At 67.0% G+C, this 16,479-nt stretch carries 15 protein-coding genes and 2 tRNA genes; 9 read left to right on the forward strand and 8 right to left on the reverse strand.

Annotation, left to right across the window (positions count from 1 at the left end):
• The first annotated feature begins 45 nt into the window (after positions 1-45).
• The 3 genes from PRL19_RS12515 (at position 46) to PRL19_RS12525 (ending at position 1,561) form a co-directional block, all read left to right on the forward strand.
• A tRNA-Asp gene (locus PRL19_RS12515) sits at positions 46-122 on the forward strand.
• A gap of 28 nt (positions 123-150) precedes the next feature.
• Positions 151-227, forward strand: a tRNA-Asp gene (locus tag PRL19_RS12520).
• A 77-nt stretch (positions 228-304) separates the two neighbouring features.
• Positions 305-1,561, forward strand: a complete 1,257-nt coding sequence (locus PRL19_RS12525) for a glutamate-5-semialdehyde dehydrogenase (protein WP_420704427.1) — start codon at positions 305-307, stop codon at positions 1,559-1,561.
• Here PRL19_RS12525 and PRL19_RS12530 read toward each other — a convergent pair.
• Complete coding sequence (locus PRL19_RS12530) at positions 1,558-2,181, reverse strand: histidine phosphotransferase family protein (protein ID WP_273743167.1); 624 nt, start codon at positions 2,179-2,181, stop codon at positions 1,558-1,560. The two genes, PRL19_RS12525 and PRL19_RS12530, sit on opposite strands and share 4 nt — an antisense overlap.
• Before the next feature lie 42 nt (positions 2,182-2,223).
• Here PRL19_RS12530 and PRL19_RS12535 point away from each other — a divergent pair, with 42 nt between their 5' ends.
• The 4 genes from PRL19_RS12535 (at position 2,224) to PRL19_RS12550 (ending at position 6,505) form a co-directional block, all read left to right on the forward strand.
• Positions 2,224-2,403, forward strand: a complete 180-nt coding sequence (locus PRL19_RS12535; RefSeq protein WP_042249936.1) for a DUF3553 domain-containing protein — start codon at positions 2,224-2,226, stop codon at positions 2,401-2,403.
• A 127-nt stretch (positions 2,404-2,530) separates the two neighbouring features.
• Positions 2,531-3,316 (forward strand): L-ornithine N(alpha)-acyltransferase, encoded by a 786-nt coding sequence (gene olsB / locus PRL19_RS12540; RefSeq protein ID WP_476445276.1) that lies wholly within the window; start codon positions 2,531-2,533, stop codon positions 3,314-3,316.
• Complete coding sequence (gene olsA, locus PRL19_RS12545; protein WP_273743168.1) at positions 3,313-4,146, forward strand: lyso-ornithine lipid O-acyltransferase; 834 nt, start codon at positions 3,313-3,315, stop codon at positions 4,144-4,146. The genes olsB and olsA overlap by 4 nt, the downstream gene beginning before the upstream one ends.
• Before the next feature lie 94 nt (positions 4,147-4,240).
• On the forward strand, positions 4,241-6,505 hold the full coding sequence (locus PRL19_RS12550) for an adenosylcobalamin-dependent ribonucleoside-diphosphate reductase (RefSeq protein ID WP_273743169.1): 2,265 nt from the start codon (positions 4,241-4,243) through the stop codon (positions 6,503-6,505).
• A 258-nt stretch (positions 6,506-6,763) separates the two neighbouring features.
• Here PRL19_RS12550 and PRL19_RS12555 read toward each other — a convergent pair whose 3' ends face one another.
• From PRL19_RS12555 to PRL19_RS12565, 3 genes are all read right to left on the reverse strand, one after another.
• Positions 6,764-6,892, reverse strand: coding sequence for a hypothetical protein (locus PRL19_RS12555; RefSeq protein WP_255352761.1), 129 nt, complete (start codon positions 6,890-6,892; stop codon positions 6,764-6,766).
• 310 nt (positions 6,893-7,202) lie between these two features.
• Entirely contained in the window at positions 7,203-7,745 is a 543-nt protein-coding gene (locus PRL19_RS12560; RefSeq protein WP_273743170.1) for a CAP domain-containing protein, read from the reverse strand.
• Between the two features lie 91 nt (positions 7,746-7,836).
• Entirely contained in the window at positions 7,837-8,163 is a 327-nt protein-coding gene (locus PRL19_RS12565; protein ID WP_273743171.1) for a hypothetical protein, read from the reverse strand.
• A 422-nt stretch (positions 8,164-8,585) separates the two neighbouring features.
• On the opposite strand from PRL19_RS12565, the gene PRL19_RS12570 reads away from it, so the two are divergent.
• Both PRL19_RS12570 and PRL19_RS12575 read left to right on the forward strand, forming a co-directional pair.
• Positions 8,586-9,737 (forward strand): efflux RND transporter periplasmic adaptor subunit, encoded by a 1,152-nt coding sequence (locus PRL19_RS12570; protein ID WP_273743172.1) that lies wholly within the window; start codon positions 8,586-8,588, stop codon positions 9,735-9,737.
• On the forward strand, positions 9,734-12,844 hold the full coding sequence (locus PRL19_RS12575; protein WP_273743173.1) for an efflux RND transporter permease subunit: 3,111 nt from the start codon (positions 9,734-9,736) through the stop codon (positions 12,842-12,844). The genes PRL19_RS12570 and PRL19_RS12575 overlap by 4 nt, the downstream gene beginning before the upstream one ends.
• A 34-nt stretch (positions 12,845-12,878) precedes the next feature.
• On the opposite strand, the gene PRL19_RS12580 is transcribed toward PRL19_RS12575, so the two are convergent.
• From PRL19_RS12580 to PRL19_RS12595, 4 genes are read right to left on the reverse strand one after another with little or no spacing between them, the layout of a single operon-like run.
• Positions 12,879-13,862, reverse strand: a complete 984-nt coding sequence (locus PRL19_RS12580) for an ABC transporter substrate-binding protein (protein ID WP_273743174.1) — start codon at positions 13,860-13,862, stop codon at positions 12,879-12,881.
• 52 nt (positions 13,863-13,914) lie between these two features.
• On the reverse strand, positions 13,915-14,847 hold the full coding sequence (locus PRL19_RS12585; RefSeq protein WP_273743175.1) for an ABC transporter permease: 933 nt from the start codon (positions 14,845-14,847) through the stop codon (positions 13,915-13,917).
• On the reverse strand, positions 14,844-15,686 hold the full coding sequence (locus PRL19_RS12590; protein ID WP_273744508.1) for an ABC transporter permease: 843 nt from the start codon (positions 15,684-15,686) through the stop codon (positions 14,844-14,846). Before PRL19_RS12590 ends, PRL19_RS12585 begins: the two co-directional genes overlap by 4 nt.
• A gap of 19 nt (positions 15,687-15,705) precedes the next feature.
• Positions 15,706-16,479, reverse strand: a complete 774-nt coding sequence (locus PRL19_RS12595; protein ID WP_273743176.1) for an ABC transporter ATP-binding protein — start codon at positions 16,477-16,479, stop codon at positions 15,706-15,708.

The raw sequence follows: 16,479 nt of genomic DNA on the forward strand, positions 1-16,479 counted from the left end.
AACCCCGGCCTACTCCGGCGGGCGATCGTCCGGGGGATGAGTTGGGCGGTTGTAGCTCAGTTGGTTAGAGTACCGGCCTGTCACGCCGGGGGTCGCGGGTTCGAGCCCCGTCAACCGCGCCACAACTCATCATTCGCCCGAAGGAAATGCGCGGTTGTAGCTCAGTTGGTTAGAGTACCGGCCTGTCACGCCGGGGGTCGCGGGTTCGAGCCCCGTCAACCGCGCCATTTCTTCCCTTCCCCTTCTCGTCAGGATCACGCTAAGACGGCGTCGATTTTGCGTATCGGAGGAAGCGATGACGGACATGGTCCAAGCCCGGCAACTGATCGACGCCCTTGGCGCCGCCGCCCGAGAGGCCGCGGTGGTTCTGGCGCAGACACCAGCCGGACCGAAACGCATGGCCCTGCTGTCTGCCGCTGACGCCATCACCGCCCGTACCCCTGATATCCTGGCGGCAAACGCCCGCGATCTGGACTTCGCGCGCGAAAAGGGGCTGTCGAATGCGATGCTGGACCGGCTGCGTCTAGACGGCACACGCATTGCCGCGATCGCGCAAGGCCTGCGCGAGGTCGCCGAACAGGATGATCCGGTGGGGCAGGTCATCGCGGAATGGGACCGGCCCACGGGGCTGCATATCCGCCGCGTGCGCACACCCATCGGCGTGATCGGGGTCATCTATGAAAGCCGGCCGAACGTGACCGCCGATGCGGGGGCGCTGGCGTTGAAGTCCGGAAATGCGGTGATCTTGCGCGGCGGTTCGGAAAGCCTGCATTCCAGCAGCGCGATCCATGCCTGCATGGTCGAGGGTCTTCGCGCGGCGGGCCTGCCGGAAACCGCCATCCAGATGGTGCCCACGCGCGACCGTGCAGCGGTCAGCGCCATGCTGGGCGCGCAGGGGCTGATCGACGTGATCATCCCGCGCGGCGGCAAGGGGCTGGTCGGGCTGGTGCAGGACCAGGCCCGCGTGCCGGTCTTTGCGCATCTGGAGGGGATCTGCCACATCTATGCCGACGCCGCGGCCGATCTAGAAAAGGCGCGGCGCGTGGTGCTGAACGCCAAGACGCGGCGCACAGGCGTCTGCGGGTCGGCCGAATGCCTGCTGATCGACAGGGCGTTCCGTGACCGCCATGGCGACGTCCTGATCCGCGACCTGCTGGAGGCGGGGGTCGAGGTGCGTGCCGATGGCGATCTGGCGCGCATCCCCGGCACCGTGCCGGCCAAGCCCGACGATTTCGGGCGCGAGTTCCTGGACATGATCATCGCCGCCAAGCTGGTGGACGGGGTCGAGGAGGCCATCGCCCATATCCGCCGCCATGGCAGCCAGCACACCGAATCGATCCTGACCGAGGATGACGCGACCGCCGAGCGTTTCTTTGCCGGGCTGGACAGCGCGATCCTGATGCGGAACGCCTCGACCCAGTTCGCGGACGGTGGAGAGTTCGGCATGGGCGCCGAGATCGGCATCGCCACGGGCAAGATGCATGCCCGCGGGCCGGTGGGGGCGGAACAATTGACCAGCTTCAAATATCTGGTCACGGGCGACGGGACGATCCGCGCCTAGAACGCGATCTCGCCCCCGGTGTCGTCGAATTCATGGCGCAGGGAGCGGTTCTCGGCCCGCGCCGCCTCGGCCAGCAGGGCGAAATGCACCTCGGACGGGGCGAGGGTGCGGGGTTGCGAACCGTCCAGCCAGCCCCACAGGGTCGGATCGACCTTGCTGCGGTCGCATTCCGCGACCAGCCGCCATCGCGGACCGTCGCGCAGCACGATCACCCGGCCGCCCCAGGGCATCGCGCTTTCCATGCACATCACCGCCAGCACCAGCATGCGGATCTCGGGCCGCGCGAAATCGCCTGCGGCGTCCAGGGTGATCGTCAGGCGGCCCTGTGCGGCGATCCCGTCCAGCAGAAGGCGCAGCTCGGCAAGCCCGATCCGCTGTTCGCCCTGCGCCATGCCGAACGCCATGCGATAGGCCTGGATGCGCGCGCGTGCCGCGCCCACCGCTTCGGAGATCAGGCGCAGTTCGGGGGATTGGGCCAAGCCCGGAAAATCGGGCGACATCTCCAGCAGCTCGACCCCGTTGCCGATGGCCCCCAGGGGCGACACCAGGTCATGGCACAGCCGCGATCCCAGCAGTGCGGCCAGATCGCCCGCAGCGATCCGCGTTGTATCGACCGTCATGTATGATTACCTTCCAAAGTGCAGAGAAATGGAGTTTTCGCGGTGAACGATATCCTTGAACCCGGCATGATCGTGCGTCATCCCGGCGCGCCCGAATGGGGCGAGGGGCAGGTCCAGTCCCGGATCGGCGACCGCATCACCGTGAACTTTACCGAGGCCGGCAAGCAGGTCATCGACGGACGCCGCGTGGCGTTGCAGATCCTGCGCATGGGCGACATGTAAACTCCTGATATTGCTTGCGCGACGATGCAACTGAAGGTTGCGCGATGCAAGCGGAACTTGGGCCGCACGTGTTGCATTGGTCGCGCGGCTTTCCTAGACAGGCCGCAGCCCAAGCACCGAGGCCATCGTGAACCGCGCCGACCCTGCCTTTTTCCAGATCCGCCTTGCCACGACGCCCCACGACCTGATGGCCGCGCAGCGCCTGCGCTATCGCGTGTTCGTCGAGGAGCTGGGCGGCACTGGCCCGCTGGTCGATCACGACGCCCGGCTGGAACGGGACGAGTTCGACCCCGTCGTCGACCACCTGTGCCTGATCGACACGCGCCGCGACGCGGAGGCGCTGGATCACGTGGTCGGCGTCTATCGCCTGCTGCGCAGCGATGTGGCGGCCGATTTCGGGCGGTTCTACTGCGACGGCGAATACGACCTCGCCCCGCTGCGCGACAGCGGCCGGCCGCTGCTGGAACTGGGGCGGTCCTGTGTCGATCCCGATCACCGGGGCGGGGCGGCGATGTTCCTGATGTGGAACGCGCTGGCCGACTATGTGCTGGACCACGGCATCCAGATCCTGTTCGGCGTGGCCAGCTTTCACGGCACAGACCCGACGCTGCTGGCACCGTCGCTGTCCTGGCTGCACCACCATCACCTGGCCCCGCCGGACCTGCGGCCCCGCGCGCGGCCCGACGGGTTCCAGACGATGGACCTGATCGCCCCCGACCGCCTGGACCGGCGCGAGGCGCTGGTCGGGATGCCTGCGCTGATCAAGGCCTATCTGCGCCTTGGCGGTCTGGTGGGCGAGGGGGCGTTCATCGACCGTGCCTTCAACACGACCGACGTGTTCCTGCTGATGGACACGGGCGCGATGTCCGCCAAGCACAAGCAATTCTACGAAAGCCGCTGGCAGCCGACATGAGCCCGACCTGGCGCGATGCCGAACCGCCTGTGCCGGCCCCCCCGCGTGGGCTGCGCGACTGGCTGCGGGTGATCCGCCGCGGCGTGCCGGCGGTTCTGGTGCTGATGCTGGGCGTGCTGCTGATCCTGCCGCTGCGCGGGATCGAGCGACTGGTGCATGGCCGCCGCCGCCCCTGGACCGGACCGCATGTCCAGATCGTCTGCCGTCTGGTCCTGGCCTGCATCGGCCTGCGCTGGCGGCGCGAGGGGACGCCCCTGCGGGGCCCCGGCGCGGTCGTGGCGAACCATTCCAGCTGGCTGGACATCCTGACGCTGAACGCCGCCCTGCCGGTCTTCTTCGTCAGCAAGGCCGAGGTCGCCCGCTGGCCCGGCATCAACATCCTGACCCGCGTGACCGACACGCATTTCGTGACACGCGATCCGAAACTGGCCGGCGCGCAGGCGCTGGAATTTGCCGAACGCATCCGCGCCGGGCATCGCCTGCTGTTCTTCCCCGAAGGCACGTCCAGTGACGGACGCCGCGTCCTGCCGTTCAAGCCGACCCTGTTCCAGGGGTTTCTGGCAGACGACCTGCCCGCCGGTCTGGCGATCCAGCCGGTCAGTGCCGTGTATCACGCGCCGCCGGGGCAGGACCCGCGATTCTATGGCTGGTGGGCGGATATGGATCTGGGGCCGCACCTGCTGTCGATTCTTGCGGCAAGACGCCACGGGTATGTGACCGTCCGGCTGCACCCCCCGATTCCCGTCGCAGGAAACGACCGCAAGACCCTTTCGGCAGCATGCTATTCTGCGATAGAAGCCGATTTTCGCGGTCTTGCCACACCTGCCTGAAACCGGCCAGCCGACCCCTGTCAAGACCTTGCCAGCCGCGTTTTGACGCTATATCTGGTGTCCAACCCTGAACAAACCACCAAGGAATGAGCGTATGACCCGCTTTGCCGCCCCCATCGCAGAACAGATCTGGGATATGAAGTACCGGATGAAGGATTCCGAGGGGCAGGCCGTCGACGGGTCGGTCGAGGACAGCTGGCGTCGCGTCGCGCGCGACCTGGCGCGCGTGGAAAGCGACCCGGCCAAGTGGGAGGACAAGTTCTATTCCGCGCTGGAGGACTTCAAGTACCTGCCCGCGGGCCGCATCCTGGCCGGTGCCGGAACGGGCCGGTCGGTCACGCTGTTCAACTGCTTCGTCATGGGCACCATCCCCGACAGCATGGGCGGCATCTTCGACATGCTGAAGGAGGCTGCGCTGACCATGCAGCAGGGCGGCGGCATCGGTTACGACTTCAGCACGATCCGCCCGCGGGGCGCGGTGGTCAAGGGCGTGGCGGCCGATGCGTCGGGCCCGCTGTCCTTCATGGATGTCTGGGACGCGATGTGCCGCACCATCATGTCGGCCGGCTCGCGCCGTGGCGCGATGATGGCGACGATGCGCTGCGACCACCCGGATGTGGAACAGTTCATCGTGGCCAAGCAGGACAGCGCGCGCCTGCGCATGTTCAACCTGTCGGTGCTGATCACCGACGATTTCATGGATGCCGTGCGCGCCGATGCGCCTTGGGACCTGAAGTTCGAGGGCCGGGTCTACAGCACCGTCCAGGCGCTGGACCTGTGGAACCGGATCATGAAGGCGACCTATGATTTCGCCGAGCCGGGCGTGATCTTCATCGACCGGATCAACAAGGCCAACAACCTGTCCTATGTCGAGACGATCGCGGCCACCAACCCCTGCGGCGAGCAGCCCCTGCCGCCCTATGGCGCCTGCCTGCTGGGCTCGATCAACCTGGCCCGTCTGGTCAAGAATCCGTTCACCGAGACGGCCGAACTGGACCCCGAAGGCCTGGACGATCTGGTCCGCACGGCGGTCCGGATGATGGACAACGTGGTCGACGCATCGAAATTCCCGCTGGACGCGCAGGCCGAGGAAGCCCGCAACAAGCGTCGCATCGGCCTGGGCGTGACCGGTCTGGCGGACGCGCTGCTGATGCTGGGCCTGCGCTACGGCGCCGATGACGCGGTCGCGCAGACCCGCGTCTGGATGAAGGCCATCGCGCGGTCGGCCTATCTGGCATCCGTCGATCTGGCCAAGGAGAAGGGCGCATTCCCGCTGTTCGACGCCAAGAAATACCTGGCCTCGGGCTTCATGTCCAAGATGGACGCCGACGTCCGCGACGCGATCGCCAAGCACGGCATCCGCAATGCCCTGCTGACCTCGATCGCGCCGACGGGCACGATCAGCCTCTATGCGGGCAACGTGTCGTCGGGGATCGAGCCGGTCTTCGCCTATGCCTACAAGCGCAAGGTCCTGCAGAAAGACGGTTCGCGGACCGAGGAGGAGGTCGTCGATTACGCCGTGCAGATGTGGCGCGACCTGAAGGGCGACGCGGCGCTGCCCGATTACTTCGTGAACGCGCAGACGCTGGCACCCAAGGACCACGTCGCCATGCAGGCCGCGGCGCAGGAATGGGTCGACAGCTCGATCTCGAAGACCATCAACTGCCCCGAGGACATCAGCTTCGAGGCGTTCAAGGACGTCTACATGGCGGCCTGGGATCTGGGCTGCAAAGGCTGCACCACCTATCGTCCGAACGACGTGACCGGCTCGGTGCTGTCCGTCAGCGAGACGACCGAAAAGGCGCCGGAGGCCGACAAGGGCGCGGATGTCGTCTATCTGACCGAGCCGCTGGACCGTCCCGCGGCGCTGGAAGGCGCGACATACAAGCTGAAATGGCCGGGGTCGGAGCACGCGATCTACATCACGATCAACGACATCATCCACGGCAACCACCGCCGCCCGTTCGAGATCTTCATCAACTCCAAGAACATGGAGCATTACGCCTGGACGGTCGCGCTGACGCGCATGGTCTCGGCCGTGTTCCGCCGCGGGGGCGACGTGTCCTTCGTGGTCGAGGAGCTGAAGGCGGTCTTTGATCCGCGTGGCGGGGCCTGGATGCAGGGCCGCTATGTCCCCTCGATCCTGGCAGCCATCGGCGGCGTGATCGAACGCCACCTGATCGAGACGGGCTTCCTGGCGGGCGAAGGGCTGGGCCTCAAGTCCGACCCGCAGGCCGAAGTGATGGCCGTGGGCGAGACGCCGCGCGGCCCCGCCTGCTCCAGCTGCGGTCAGTACGGGATGCGCATGGTCGAGGGCTGCATGACCTGCCCCAGCTGCGGCCATTCCAAATGCGGCTGATCTGAAGCGGTCTGCAGGCGATCATGAGTGGAAAAGGCGGTCCATCTGGGCCGCCTTTTGTTCATGATCGGCGCAGCCCTACGCGTCTGGCGATTGATATTGTCGCGGAGTGAGGCGCTATGAAGGGGCAGAGGTCAGCCATCATGAACCACCGGAGATGGGTGCAGCTCCGCTGATCCCCATCCCGCATCACGGGCATGCCCATGCGTCACGCGCGTTTATGATCAGCCACCGACACCGTCAGACACACTGCAATGGTCATTTGCCCTTGGCAGCAACGGCCGCCGAGACGACATCCTTGGTGCTGGGCGCCGAAGCGTTCGTCTTGGGCTTCTGCTTCTTCGGCTTCTTTTCGTCGCGTTTGCGTTTGTCCATGCCCTTGGCCATGTTCGTTTCTCCAATAGCCGCCGGGGACCGGCGGGTGGAAACGATACGCCTTTGCAGGAAAAAGGACAGACACGTCGGCGGCATCACCGCCGTTTCGGGGTGATCAGGGCTCGAAGCCTGGCTCGTACTCGACGAAGGCGCTCATGCACAGATCGGCGCAGGGGTCCTTCGGGGCGGCGCAGGCGGACAGCGCCAGGATGGCGCAGAGGGACAGGCGAAACATGATACTGACTCCGATACTATCGAAGCCTTATATAGGTCATTTGTTCAATTTGCTAACCTGTCTTTCCGGTCAGGACAGGCATCGCCTTTATCTGCCGCGTGGCGCCGCATAGACCGCCGCCCAGTAGCGCGTGCGCCCATCCGCGCCAAGTGCCTGCCCGATGCCGAAGTTGCTGACCTGTGGGATCATGATGTTCGAGACATGGCCCGCAGAGGCGTTCCATTCCGCCAGCACCCGATCCAGGCCGAACGGCCCCGCGGCGATGTTTTCTGCCGTGACGGTGGGCGCATAGCCAAGCGCCTTGACCCGCTGCGACGGGCCAGAGCTGCGGCTGCCCGCATGGGTCATGCGGCCGCGTTGCGCCATGTCGCAGGCATGCCGCGCCGCGGCGCGCGCCAGCAGATCGTTCGCCTGCACCGGGGGCAGGCCGGATCGCTGCCGGAGCGCGTTGGTCGCCCGCACCCCGGCCGCCTGCTGGTCCGCCGTCGTGGCAGGGCAGGTGGCAGGACCGGGCGCCGAGGCCTGGACGTCGATCGTCGATGCCGGGCCGGTCGAGGCCGACGCACAGGCAGCCGTCAGCAGCGCCAAGGTCAGCACCCCGCAACGACCGTAGGGACCAGATGCCAACATCAGGAACTCCCGTCATGATTGCATTATGTGTCATTTGACACGCATAAGGCATGCCCTGTCACCTGTTTTGTGCAGACCTTGGCCGAAACCGTCAGCGCGGCGGAACTTGGGCGGCAGACGACTCCACCACCGGGCGGTCACGGGCGCAGTTATGGGTCGCGGCGCTGTCGGCGATCCGGCGGGCGCGCCGGTTCGCCGCGGCGCCATCATGGGCGGACGCGTAGCCCATCATGCATGCGGCGCGGTCATCCGGCTGACCGACCTTGGAGACGACCAGGATCTGCGTGCTCCGCCCGCCATTGCCATTGGCCAGGTGAAGCCGCCGGATGGCAGCGACGGCGACGGGCCGCCCGCCGACCTGCGCCATGCGCCATTCCTCGGTGGGCCACGCATGATTGAAGGCACCGAATGTCGGCATGCCCGGCCCTTCGGCATGACCATAGGTCACCGACTCGCAGCCGTCGGTCCGGCGCAGCAGATAGGACTATCCGGCGACGCCGGGGCAGGAAAGATCGGCCCAACTGCCCTCGTCCGGTGACGACCGGTCGATCACGCGGCAATCGCGCGCCGGATCGTTCGTTGTTTAGATGCTGGTTAGCCCGCCAGGCAGGGTGGGCCAAGGCGATCAGGACCGCTGCGGCGCATCGTGTCATCAATCCTCTCTGGCCGTGGTTCCGGCAGGGGAACGTGCGGGGGCGGGCATGGGTCTCGGCCAAGGCGGACGCCTTGACGCAGGGGACAAGGGTCACGACTGTTGACCTGCGCGTCCCAAGAAACCATCTAGGATGACAAGACCGCCCGGTGCCATGGCCGGGGCGGGGCCCCTGACATGGATTGACGATGACGCGGTACCTGTCCTCCTCGACGCTCGCCTTTCTGGCGATCCTGGGCTTTCTGGCCTTCTGGATCGGTGGCGGCATGCTGAACCGTGAACCCCCCGCCGAGGCCGCCCCGGTCGAGGTGGCGGTTCCCCATGTCGCGGCCAGCATGTCCGTCGCCGAGGAGATCGTGCCGCGGACGGTGCTGTTCGGGAATGTCGTGCCGGACCAGACGTCGATCCTGCGGGCGCGCACAGCGGGCATCGTCGAGGAGGTCGTGCGCCAGGGCCACGTCGCCGAACGGGGCGAGCAATTGGCGCTGCTGTCTGCCGACGACCGCGAAGCCGGCGTGGCGCGCGCCGATGCGGCCGTGGGGTCGGCCGAGCGCGACTATGACGCCGCGCGGCAGTTGCGGGAACGGGGCGTGACCTCGGAGGCGGAGCTGCAGTCGCGCTTCGCACAGCTGGAATCGGCCCGGGCCGAACTGCGCGCGGCCCAGTTGGAACTGCAGAACACCCGTCTGACCGCCCCGATCAGCGGCACCGTCAGCAACGTCATGGCCGAACTGGGCAGCTTCGTGGATGCCGGCGGAGAGGTCCTTGAGATCGTGCGCAACGATCCCCTGATCGCCCAGATCGAGGTCCGCCAGTCCGAGATCACCTCGGTCGCGCTTGGCCAGTCCGCACAGGTCGTGTTCCAGGGCGGCCGCGAGGCCGAGGGCCGCGTGCGCTTCATCGCGCCGGTCGCCACGGCCGAGACGCGCACCTTCCGCGTCGAGGTCGAGGTTCCGAACCCCGATAATGCCGTGCCCGCGGGCCTCAGCGCGCAGATATCGCTGGCGATGGACGCGGTGCGCGCGCACCGGCTGTCGCCGGCGCTGATCCGGCTGGATGACGCCGGTCGGATCGGCGTGTTCGTTGTGGCCGAAGACGGCCAGACCCTGCGTTTCGCGCCGGTCCAGATCGTGCAGGCCCGCGCCGAGGCGATCTGGGTCACCGGGCTGGAGGACCGCGCGCGGGTCGTCACCATTTCTCAAGGCGCGCTGAGCGACGGGCAGCAGGCCCGCGTCAGCGACACGCCGGAACCCTATCGCGACGTCGTGGGCGACGGGGCGACCGATGCGGCGGCGCTGCTGGGCACGGCCCAGGCATCTGACGCCGTGGCCGGCCCATGAACGGGATCATCGCGGCGGGCTTTTCCCGCGCCCGCACGGTGATGATGGTGATGGTGGGCCTGCTGCTGGCGGGCTTTACGGCCTATGTCACCATCCCCAAGGAATCGATGCCCGAGGTCGACATCCCGATCTTCATCGTGAACGTCACCTATAGCGGCGTCAGCGCCGAGGATGCCGCCACCCTGCTGGCCGAACCGATCGAGCGACAGGTGAACGCGCTGGAGGGGCTGCGGCGGATGGAGACCGTGGCCAGCGAGGGTTTCGCCTCGGTCACATTGGAGTTCCGCCCCGGCTTCGATCAGGCGCAGGCGTTGCAGTCGGTCAAGGATGCCGTCGACGACGCGGGCCCGGACATTCCGCCCGAGGCCGACGGCCCCTTCGTGCGCGAGATCGACATGGCGCTGTTCCCGATCCTGACGGTGGCGCTGTCCGGCCCCGTCCCGGAACGCGAGCTGATCCGCCTTGGCCGCGCGTTGAGCGACGAGATCGAGACCGTCAGCGGCGTCCTGCAGGCCGACCTGACCGGAGAGCGCGAGGACCAGCTGGAGATCCTGATCGATCCGCTGGCGCTGGAAACCTATGGCATCTCTCCGGGGCAGCTGTCGCAGGCGATCCAGGCCAACAACCAGCTGATCGCGGCGGGGTCTTTCGACACTGGCGCGGGCCGCATCGGGGTGTCGATCCCCGGCACCGTCGTCCGCCTGGACGAGATCATGTCGATCCCGGTGCTGGTCGACGGGGCCACCGTGCTGCGCGTTCAGGACGTGGCCGAGGTGCGTCAGACCTTTAAAGACCCGGTCAGCTTTGCCCGCATCGACGGACAGCCCGCCCTGGCCATCGACGTGCGCAAGACGGTGGGCGCGAACGTGATCGACACCGTCGCCGCGGTCCGCGACGTGGTGGCGCAGACCCGCGCCGACTGGCCCGAACAGGTTGGCGTCGTCTTCATGAACGACCAGTCCAAGGAGATGCGCACCCTTCTGTCGGACCTGCAGAACAACGTGATCGCGGCGGTGGTGTTGGTGATGCTGGTCACCGTGCTGTTTCTGGGCTTGCGTGCATCGCTGCTGGTGGCGGTGGCCATCCCGGGATCGTTCCTGGGCGGCATCCTGATCATCTGGGCGCTTGGTTTCACGCTGAACGTGATCGTGCTGTTCGCGCTGATCCTGGTGGTCGGCATGCTGGTCGACGGCGCCATCGTGGTGGTCGAGATGGGCGAACGCCTAATCGCCAAGGGTCATGGCAAGGCCGAGGCCTACCTGCTGGCGGCGCAGCGGATGGCATGGCCGATCACCTCGTCCACCGCGACCACGCTGGCGGTGTTCTTTCCGCTGCTGTTCTGGCCGGGGCTGGCTGGGCAGTTCATGTTCTATCTGCCCGCCACAATGATCGCCACGCTGCTGATGTCGCTGCTGATGGCGCTGGTCTTCGTGCCTGTGACGGGCAGCGTGGTGGGCGGGGGGCAGGCGCTGCCGCCCGAACCCGATGCCGACGACACGTCCGGCGCGATGGCGCGCCTGTCGATCTGGACCATCGCGCGGCCCGGCGCCACGTTGGGGCTGTCGATCCTGACGGTGCTGGTGATCCTCTATGCCTATTCCCACCTGAACCGCGGGGTCGAGTTCTTTCCCGAGACCGACGCCGAGCGCGCGCAGGTCCAGATCACTGCGAACGGCAACCTCTCCGTCCAGGAGAGCGACCGACTGGTGCGCCTGATCGAGGAACAGGTCCTGGGTTTCGAGGGCATCGAGCGCGTCTATTCCCGCACCATCGGCAGCGTCGAGGAGCGTGTCCGCTCCAGCCTCTCCAGCGACGTGATCGGCCAGATCCAGGTCGAGTTCACCGACTGGCGCACCCGCGCCCCCTCGACCGAGGTGATCGACCAGCTGCGCGCCGCCACGGCGGAGGTGCCGGGCCTGGGCATCCAGATCGAGGCCGCGGCATCCGGGCCCGGTGCGTCCCGCCCGGTCCAGATCGAGATATCGGCCTCCGACCGCCCGGCGCTGCAGCAGGCGTCGGCCAAGATCGAACAGCTGATGCAGGCGCAGCGCCGCTTCGTGGACATCGCCAACGACACGCCCCGCCCAAACCCCGAGATCCGGCTGGTCGTCGACCGAGAGGAATCGGCGCGCTTCGGCATCGACATGAACACCATCGGCACCGCGGTCCAGCTGCTGACGACGGGGGTGAACCTGGGCACCTACCTGCCAGATTTCGCCGATGACGAGGTCGACATCGCCCTGCGCTATCCGTCCGATCAGCGCAATCTGGAGAACCTGTCGTCATTGCGCGTCGCAGGACCGTCCGGCGCGCAGGTGCCCATCTCCAACATGGTGCAGATGATCCCGGCGCCTGCACCCTCCGCCATCACCCGCATCGCCGCGAGAGAGACCCAGACCCTGACCGCGGACCTGGCCCCGGGCGCCACGCTGCAGGCCGAGCTGGCGCTCATCCAGGCCAGCATCGACCAGGCCGATCTGCCCGACGACATCGAGGTCACGTTCGGAGGAGAGATCGAGGACCAGCAGGAGGCGATGACCTTTCTGATGGGGGCGTTCGTCGCGGCGATCTTTCTGATGTTCACCATCCTGCTGATCCAGATGAACAGCTTTTATCAGGCGCTGCTGGTGCTGACGGCGATCGTGTTCTCTATCTCGGGGGTGTTCCTGGGGCTGATGGTCCGGCAGGAAGCATTCTCGATCGTGATGAGCGGCATCGGCATCATGGCCCTGGCGGGCGTCGTGGTGAACAACAACATCGTGCTGATCGACGCCTATAACGAATATCGCGGGGCCGGCGACGATCCGGACCGCGCGGCGCGGCGTGCGGCGTCGGAACGGGTGCGTCCGGTGCTGTTGACGGCCGGCACGACAGTCATCGGCCTGGTGCCGATGGTGCTGGGCATGACCATCGATTTCACCGGCCGCGACCTGTTCCTGGGCGCGCCTTCGGGCCAGTTCTGGATCCAGCTGTCGACGGGGATCGCAGGGGGGCTGGTGGTGGCGACTGCGGTCACGCTGATCCTGACGCCGACGCTGCTGGCATGGGACGGACGCAGGCGCGTCCGCAGGCAGGCGCGACGCGCGGCGGCACAGCCAGCGGAATAAGGCGGGCCGCCCGATGGGGTGGCCCGCCCGTCGTTCAGTCGAAGGCGCGGTCGGTGATGGTCGACACCCACGCCCCTTCGGGGGCGGCCTGGATCACCGGGTCGGACCCGCCCGACAGCAGGATATCGACGGTGCGCTGGTAATCGGCCTCGGCTAGGGTGCCGTCCGAACCTTCCAGCAGCTTGGCGATCTCGGTCATCATGCGGGTTTGATGCTCCAGGGTCTGGGCGCCGGTCTCGTCGTTGTCCAGGACGATCTGGGCGGCCTCCTCGGGGTTCTCGGCCGCGTATTGCCAGCCGCGCATGCTGGCGCGGATAAAGCCCACCAGGTCGGTCACCTTCTCGCTGTCCTCCAGCGTCTCCTCCAGCACGTAAAGGCCGTCCTCAAGGGTGGCCACGCCCTGGTCCTCGTACTTGAAGGTCACCAGGTCGTCCTCGGCGATGCCGGCGTCGATCACCTGCCAGTACTCGTTGTAGGTCATCGTGCTGATGCAGGCCGCCTGTTTCTGTAGCAGGGGATCGACGTTGAAGCCCTGCTTCAGCACGGTCACACCCTCGGGGCCGCCCTCGGTCGACAGGCCAAGCGTGTTCATCCAGGACAGGAACGGGTATTCGTTGCCCGCGAACCAGACGCCCAGGGTCTTGCCCGCGAAATCGGTCGCCGGATCGCTGATGCCGCTTTCCTTCAGACAGGTCAGCATCATGCCCGACGCCTTGAAGGGCTGGGCAATGTTCACCATCGGCAGGCCCTTTTCGCGCGCGGCCAGCGCCGCAGGCATCCATTCGACGATAACGTCCGCGCCGCCGCCGGCCAGGACCTGGGTTGGGGCGATGTCAGGACCGCCCGGCAGGATGGTTAGGTTGACGCCCTCTTCCTCGTAGAAACCCTTTTCCTGCGCGACGTAATAGCCCGCGAACTGGGCCTGCGTGACCCATTTCAGCTGCAGTGTCAGATCGCCCGCCTGCGCCCCTCCGGCCATCAGCGCAAGGGCCGCGGCCCCGGTCATCAGTCTTGTCATTTCCCGTCTCTCCTGTTGGTGGGATCCGCCCCGGATGGGGATGCGGCCCCGGTTAGTTGCGCTGCGACGGGTGCCAGAACGTCACCTTCTTTTCGATCAGCGCAACGATGCCATAGAACAGCGTTCCCGCCAGCGCCGCCACGACAATTTCGGCCCAGACCAGCGGCAGGTCCAGACGTCCCACCGCGGTCGAGATGCGGAAACCCATGCCGCGCGTCGGGCTGCCGAAGAATTCGGCAACGATCGCCCCGATCAGGGCCAGCGTGGTGGTGATCTTCAACCCGTTGAACAGAAAAGGCATCGCGGCGGGCAGGCGCAGCTTCCACAGCGCCGCGCCATAGGGGGCGGCCCAGCTGGCCATCAGGTCACGCTGCATCGCATCAGTGGCGCGCAGGCCCGCGACCATGTTCACCAGGATCGGGAAGAAGACCATCACCACCACGACCGCGGCCTTGGACTGCCAGTCGAAGCCGAACCACATCACCAAAATCGGAGCGATGCCGACGATGGGCAGGGCGGCGATGAAATTGCCGATGGGCAGCAGCCCGCGCTGCAGGAAGGGGCTGCGGTCGATGGCGATGGCGGTCAGAACCGCCGCCGCCGCACCGATCAGCCAGCCGGTCAGCGCCCCCTTGAGGATCGTCTGGACGAAATCGGTCCACAGAATGCCGGTATTGGCCGCAAAACTGGCCGCGATCTGGCTGGGTGCGGGCAGGATCACGGTCGGGATCGCATAGGCGCGGACCGCCATCTCCCACAGCAGGATGATCGTGCCGCCAAAGATGATCGGCACGACGGCGCGCGTGGCGGGCGTGTCGAACCCGGCCAGCCACGCGTTGAACAGCCACGCGATCAGCCATACCGCCAACAGCGGCGCGGCCGTCGGCGCCAGCCAATGCGTGGCGACCAGGGCGACGATGCCCCCCGCGACCACCTGAATGTTCTGCAGGAACCAATAGGTCCGACCAAGGTGCAGCTCTGTCATCGTGCCAACCCCATGCGGCTGAGGGTGCGTCGCTCCAGCCATCCGACGATGGCCACAAGGCCCGCGGCCAGCAGGGCCGCGACGAACAGCGCCGACCAGATCTGGACGGTCTGGCCGTAATAGCTGCCTGACAGCAGGCGCGCGCCAAGCCCTGCGGTCGCTCCGGCGGGCAGTTCGCCCACGATGGTTCCGACCAGCGCCGCGGCGATCGCGACCTTGAGGCTGGCGAACAGGTAGGGCAGCGAAGACGGCAGCCGCAGCCGCCAGAAGACCTGGGCGTTGCTGGCGCTCCAGCTGCGCATCTGGTCCAGCTGCATCGCATCGGGGGTGCGCAGGCCTTTGACCATGCCGACCAGCACCGGAAAGAACGACAGCCATGCGGCGATGATCGCCTTGGGCAAAAGACCCGTGACACCCATGCTGGACAGGACCACGATGACCATCGGCGCGATGGCCAGGATCGGAACGGTCTGGCTGGCCACGGCCCAGGGCATGACCGACTGATCCATGCTGCGGCTGTGGACGATGCCGACCGCCAGCAGGATGCCCGCGCCGGTGCCGATGGCAAAGCCCGCCAGCGTCGCGGACAGGGTCACCCAAGCATGCCAGACCAGGCTGCGGCGCGAGGTGATGGCCTGACCGGCCACCCCCTCCCACAGGCCGACGGCCACCTGGTGGGGGGCGGGCAGCACGGGGCGTTCCTGCACGAGGGTGCGCGCGACAAGGTCGGGAAGGGTCAGCGTCACCTCGGCCCGGGCGGCCTGGTCACGCTCCCATTGGGCGTTCATGCGGATCGCGGCCAGGTACCAGACGGCGACGATGGCCAGCAGCACCGTCATCACGGGCACAAGCCGCCCCCTAGTCATGGCTGTGCCCGTCGCGCAGCCCCTCGCGGACCTCATGGGCCAGGGCGATGAACTCGGGGGTGTCGCGGATGTCCAGCGGACGGTCCGGGGGCAGGGTGCTTTCGATCACGCGGGTGATGCGGCCCGGACGCGGCGACATGACGACGATCTTGGTCGACAGATAGACCGCCTCGGGGATCGAATGCGTGACAAAGCCGATGGTCTTGCCGGTCTTGCGCCACAGGGCCAGCAGCGCCTCGTTCAGGCGGTCGCGCACGATCTCGTCCAAGGCGCCGAAGGGTTCGTCCATCAGCAGGATGTCGGCGTCGAAGGCCAGCGCGCGGGCGATGCTGGCGCGCTGCTGCATGCCGCCCGACAACTGCCACGGAAACTTGCCGCCAAAGCCCGACAGTTCGACCAGGTCCATGACCCGGGTGATGCGTTCCGCGCGATCAGCCTTGGAAAACCCCATGATCTCCAGCGGCAGAGAGATGTTCCCCGCGATCGTCCGCCACGGGTAAAGCCCCGGCGCCTGGAACACGTACCCATAGGCGCGCGCCCGTCGGGCCGCGTCCGGCTCCATCCCGTTGACGCGCAGGGTTCCGTCGGTAGGCGTCTCCAGCGCGGCGATGCTGCGCAGGAACGTGGTCTTGCCGCATCCCGACGGCCCGATGAAGCTGACGAATTCGCCGGGCGCGATGGACAGGTCCACGTCCTTGAGGGCGTGCACCGGCCCGTCGGCGGTCTGGAAGGTCAGGCTGACGCCGCTTGCCTCGATGACGGTCAA

It is taken from the genome of Paracoccus marcusii (assembly GCF_028621715.1).
Taxonomy (GTDB): domain Bacteria; phylum Pseudomonadota; class Alphaproteobacteria; order Rhodobacterales; family Rhodobacteraceae; genus Paracoccus; species Paracoccus marcusii.

What these genes read in the sequence shown, in the direction of transcription:
- PRL19_RS12525 (WP_420704427.1), top strand. Translation starts at nt 305, where the DNA reads ATGGTCCAAGCCCGGCAACTGATCGACGCCCTTGGCGCCGCCGCCCGA.
- PRL19_RS12530 (WP_273743167.1), bottom strand. Translation starts at nt 2,181, where the DNA reads ATGACGGTCGATACAACGCGGATCGCTGCGGGCGATCTGGCCGCACTG.
- olsA (WP_273743168.1), top strand. Translation starts at nt 3,313, where the DNA reads ATGAGCCCGACCTGGCGCGATGCCGAACCGCCTGTGCCGGCCCCCCCG.
- PRL19_RS12550 (WP_273743169.1), top strand. Translation starts at nt 4,241, where the DNA reads ATGACCCGCTTTGCCGCCCCCATCGCAGAACAGATCTGGGATATGAAG.
- PRL19_RS12555 (WP_255352761.1), bottom strand. Translation starts at nt 6,892, where the DNA reads ATGGCCAAGGGCATGGACAAACGCAAACGCGACGAAAAGAAGCCGAAG.
- PRL19_RS12560 (WP_273743170.1), bottom strand. Translation starts at nt 7,745, where the DNA reads ATGTTGGCATCTGGTCCCTACGGTCGTTGCGGGGTGCTGACCTTGGCG.
- PRL19_RS12565 (WP_273743171.1), bottom strand. Translation starts at nt 8,163, where the DNA reads ATGCCGACATTCGGTGCCTTCAATCATGCGTGGCCCACCGAGGAATGG.
- PRL19_RS12570 (WP_273743172.1), top strand. Translation starts at nt 8,586, where the DNA reads ATGACGCGGTACCTGTCCTCCTCGACGCTCGCCTTTCTGGCGATCCTG.
- PRL19_RS12575 (WP_273743173.1), top strand. Translation starts at nt 9,734, where the DNA reads ATGAACGGGATCATCGCGGCGGGCTTTTCCCGCGCCCGCACGGTGATG.
- PRL19_RS12580 (WP_273743174.1), bottom strand. Translation starts at nt 13,862, where the DNA reads ATGACAAGACTGATGACCGGGGCCGCGGCCCTTGCGCTGATGGCCGGA.
- PRL19_RS12585 (WP_273743175.1), bottom strand. Translation starts at nt 14,847, where the DNA reads ATGACAGAGCTGCACCTTGGTCGGACCTATTGGTTCCTGCAGAACATT.
- PRL19_RS12590 (WP_273744508.1), bottom strand. Translation starts at nt 15,686, where the DNA reads ATGACGGTGCTGCTGGCCATCGTCGCCGTCTGGTACCTGGCCGCGATC.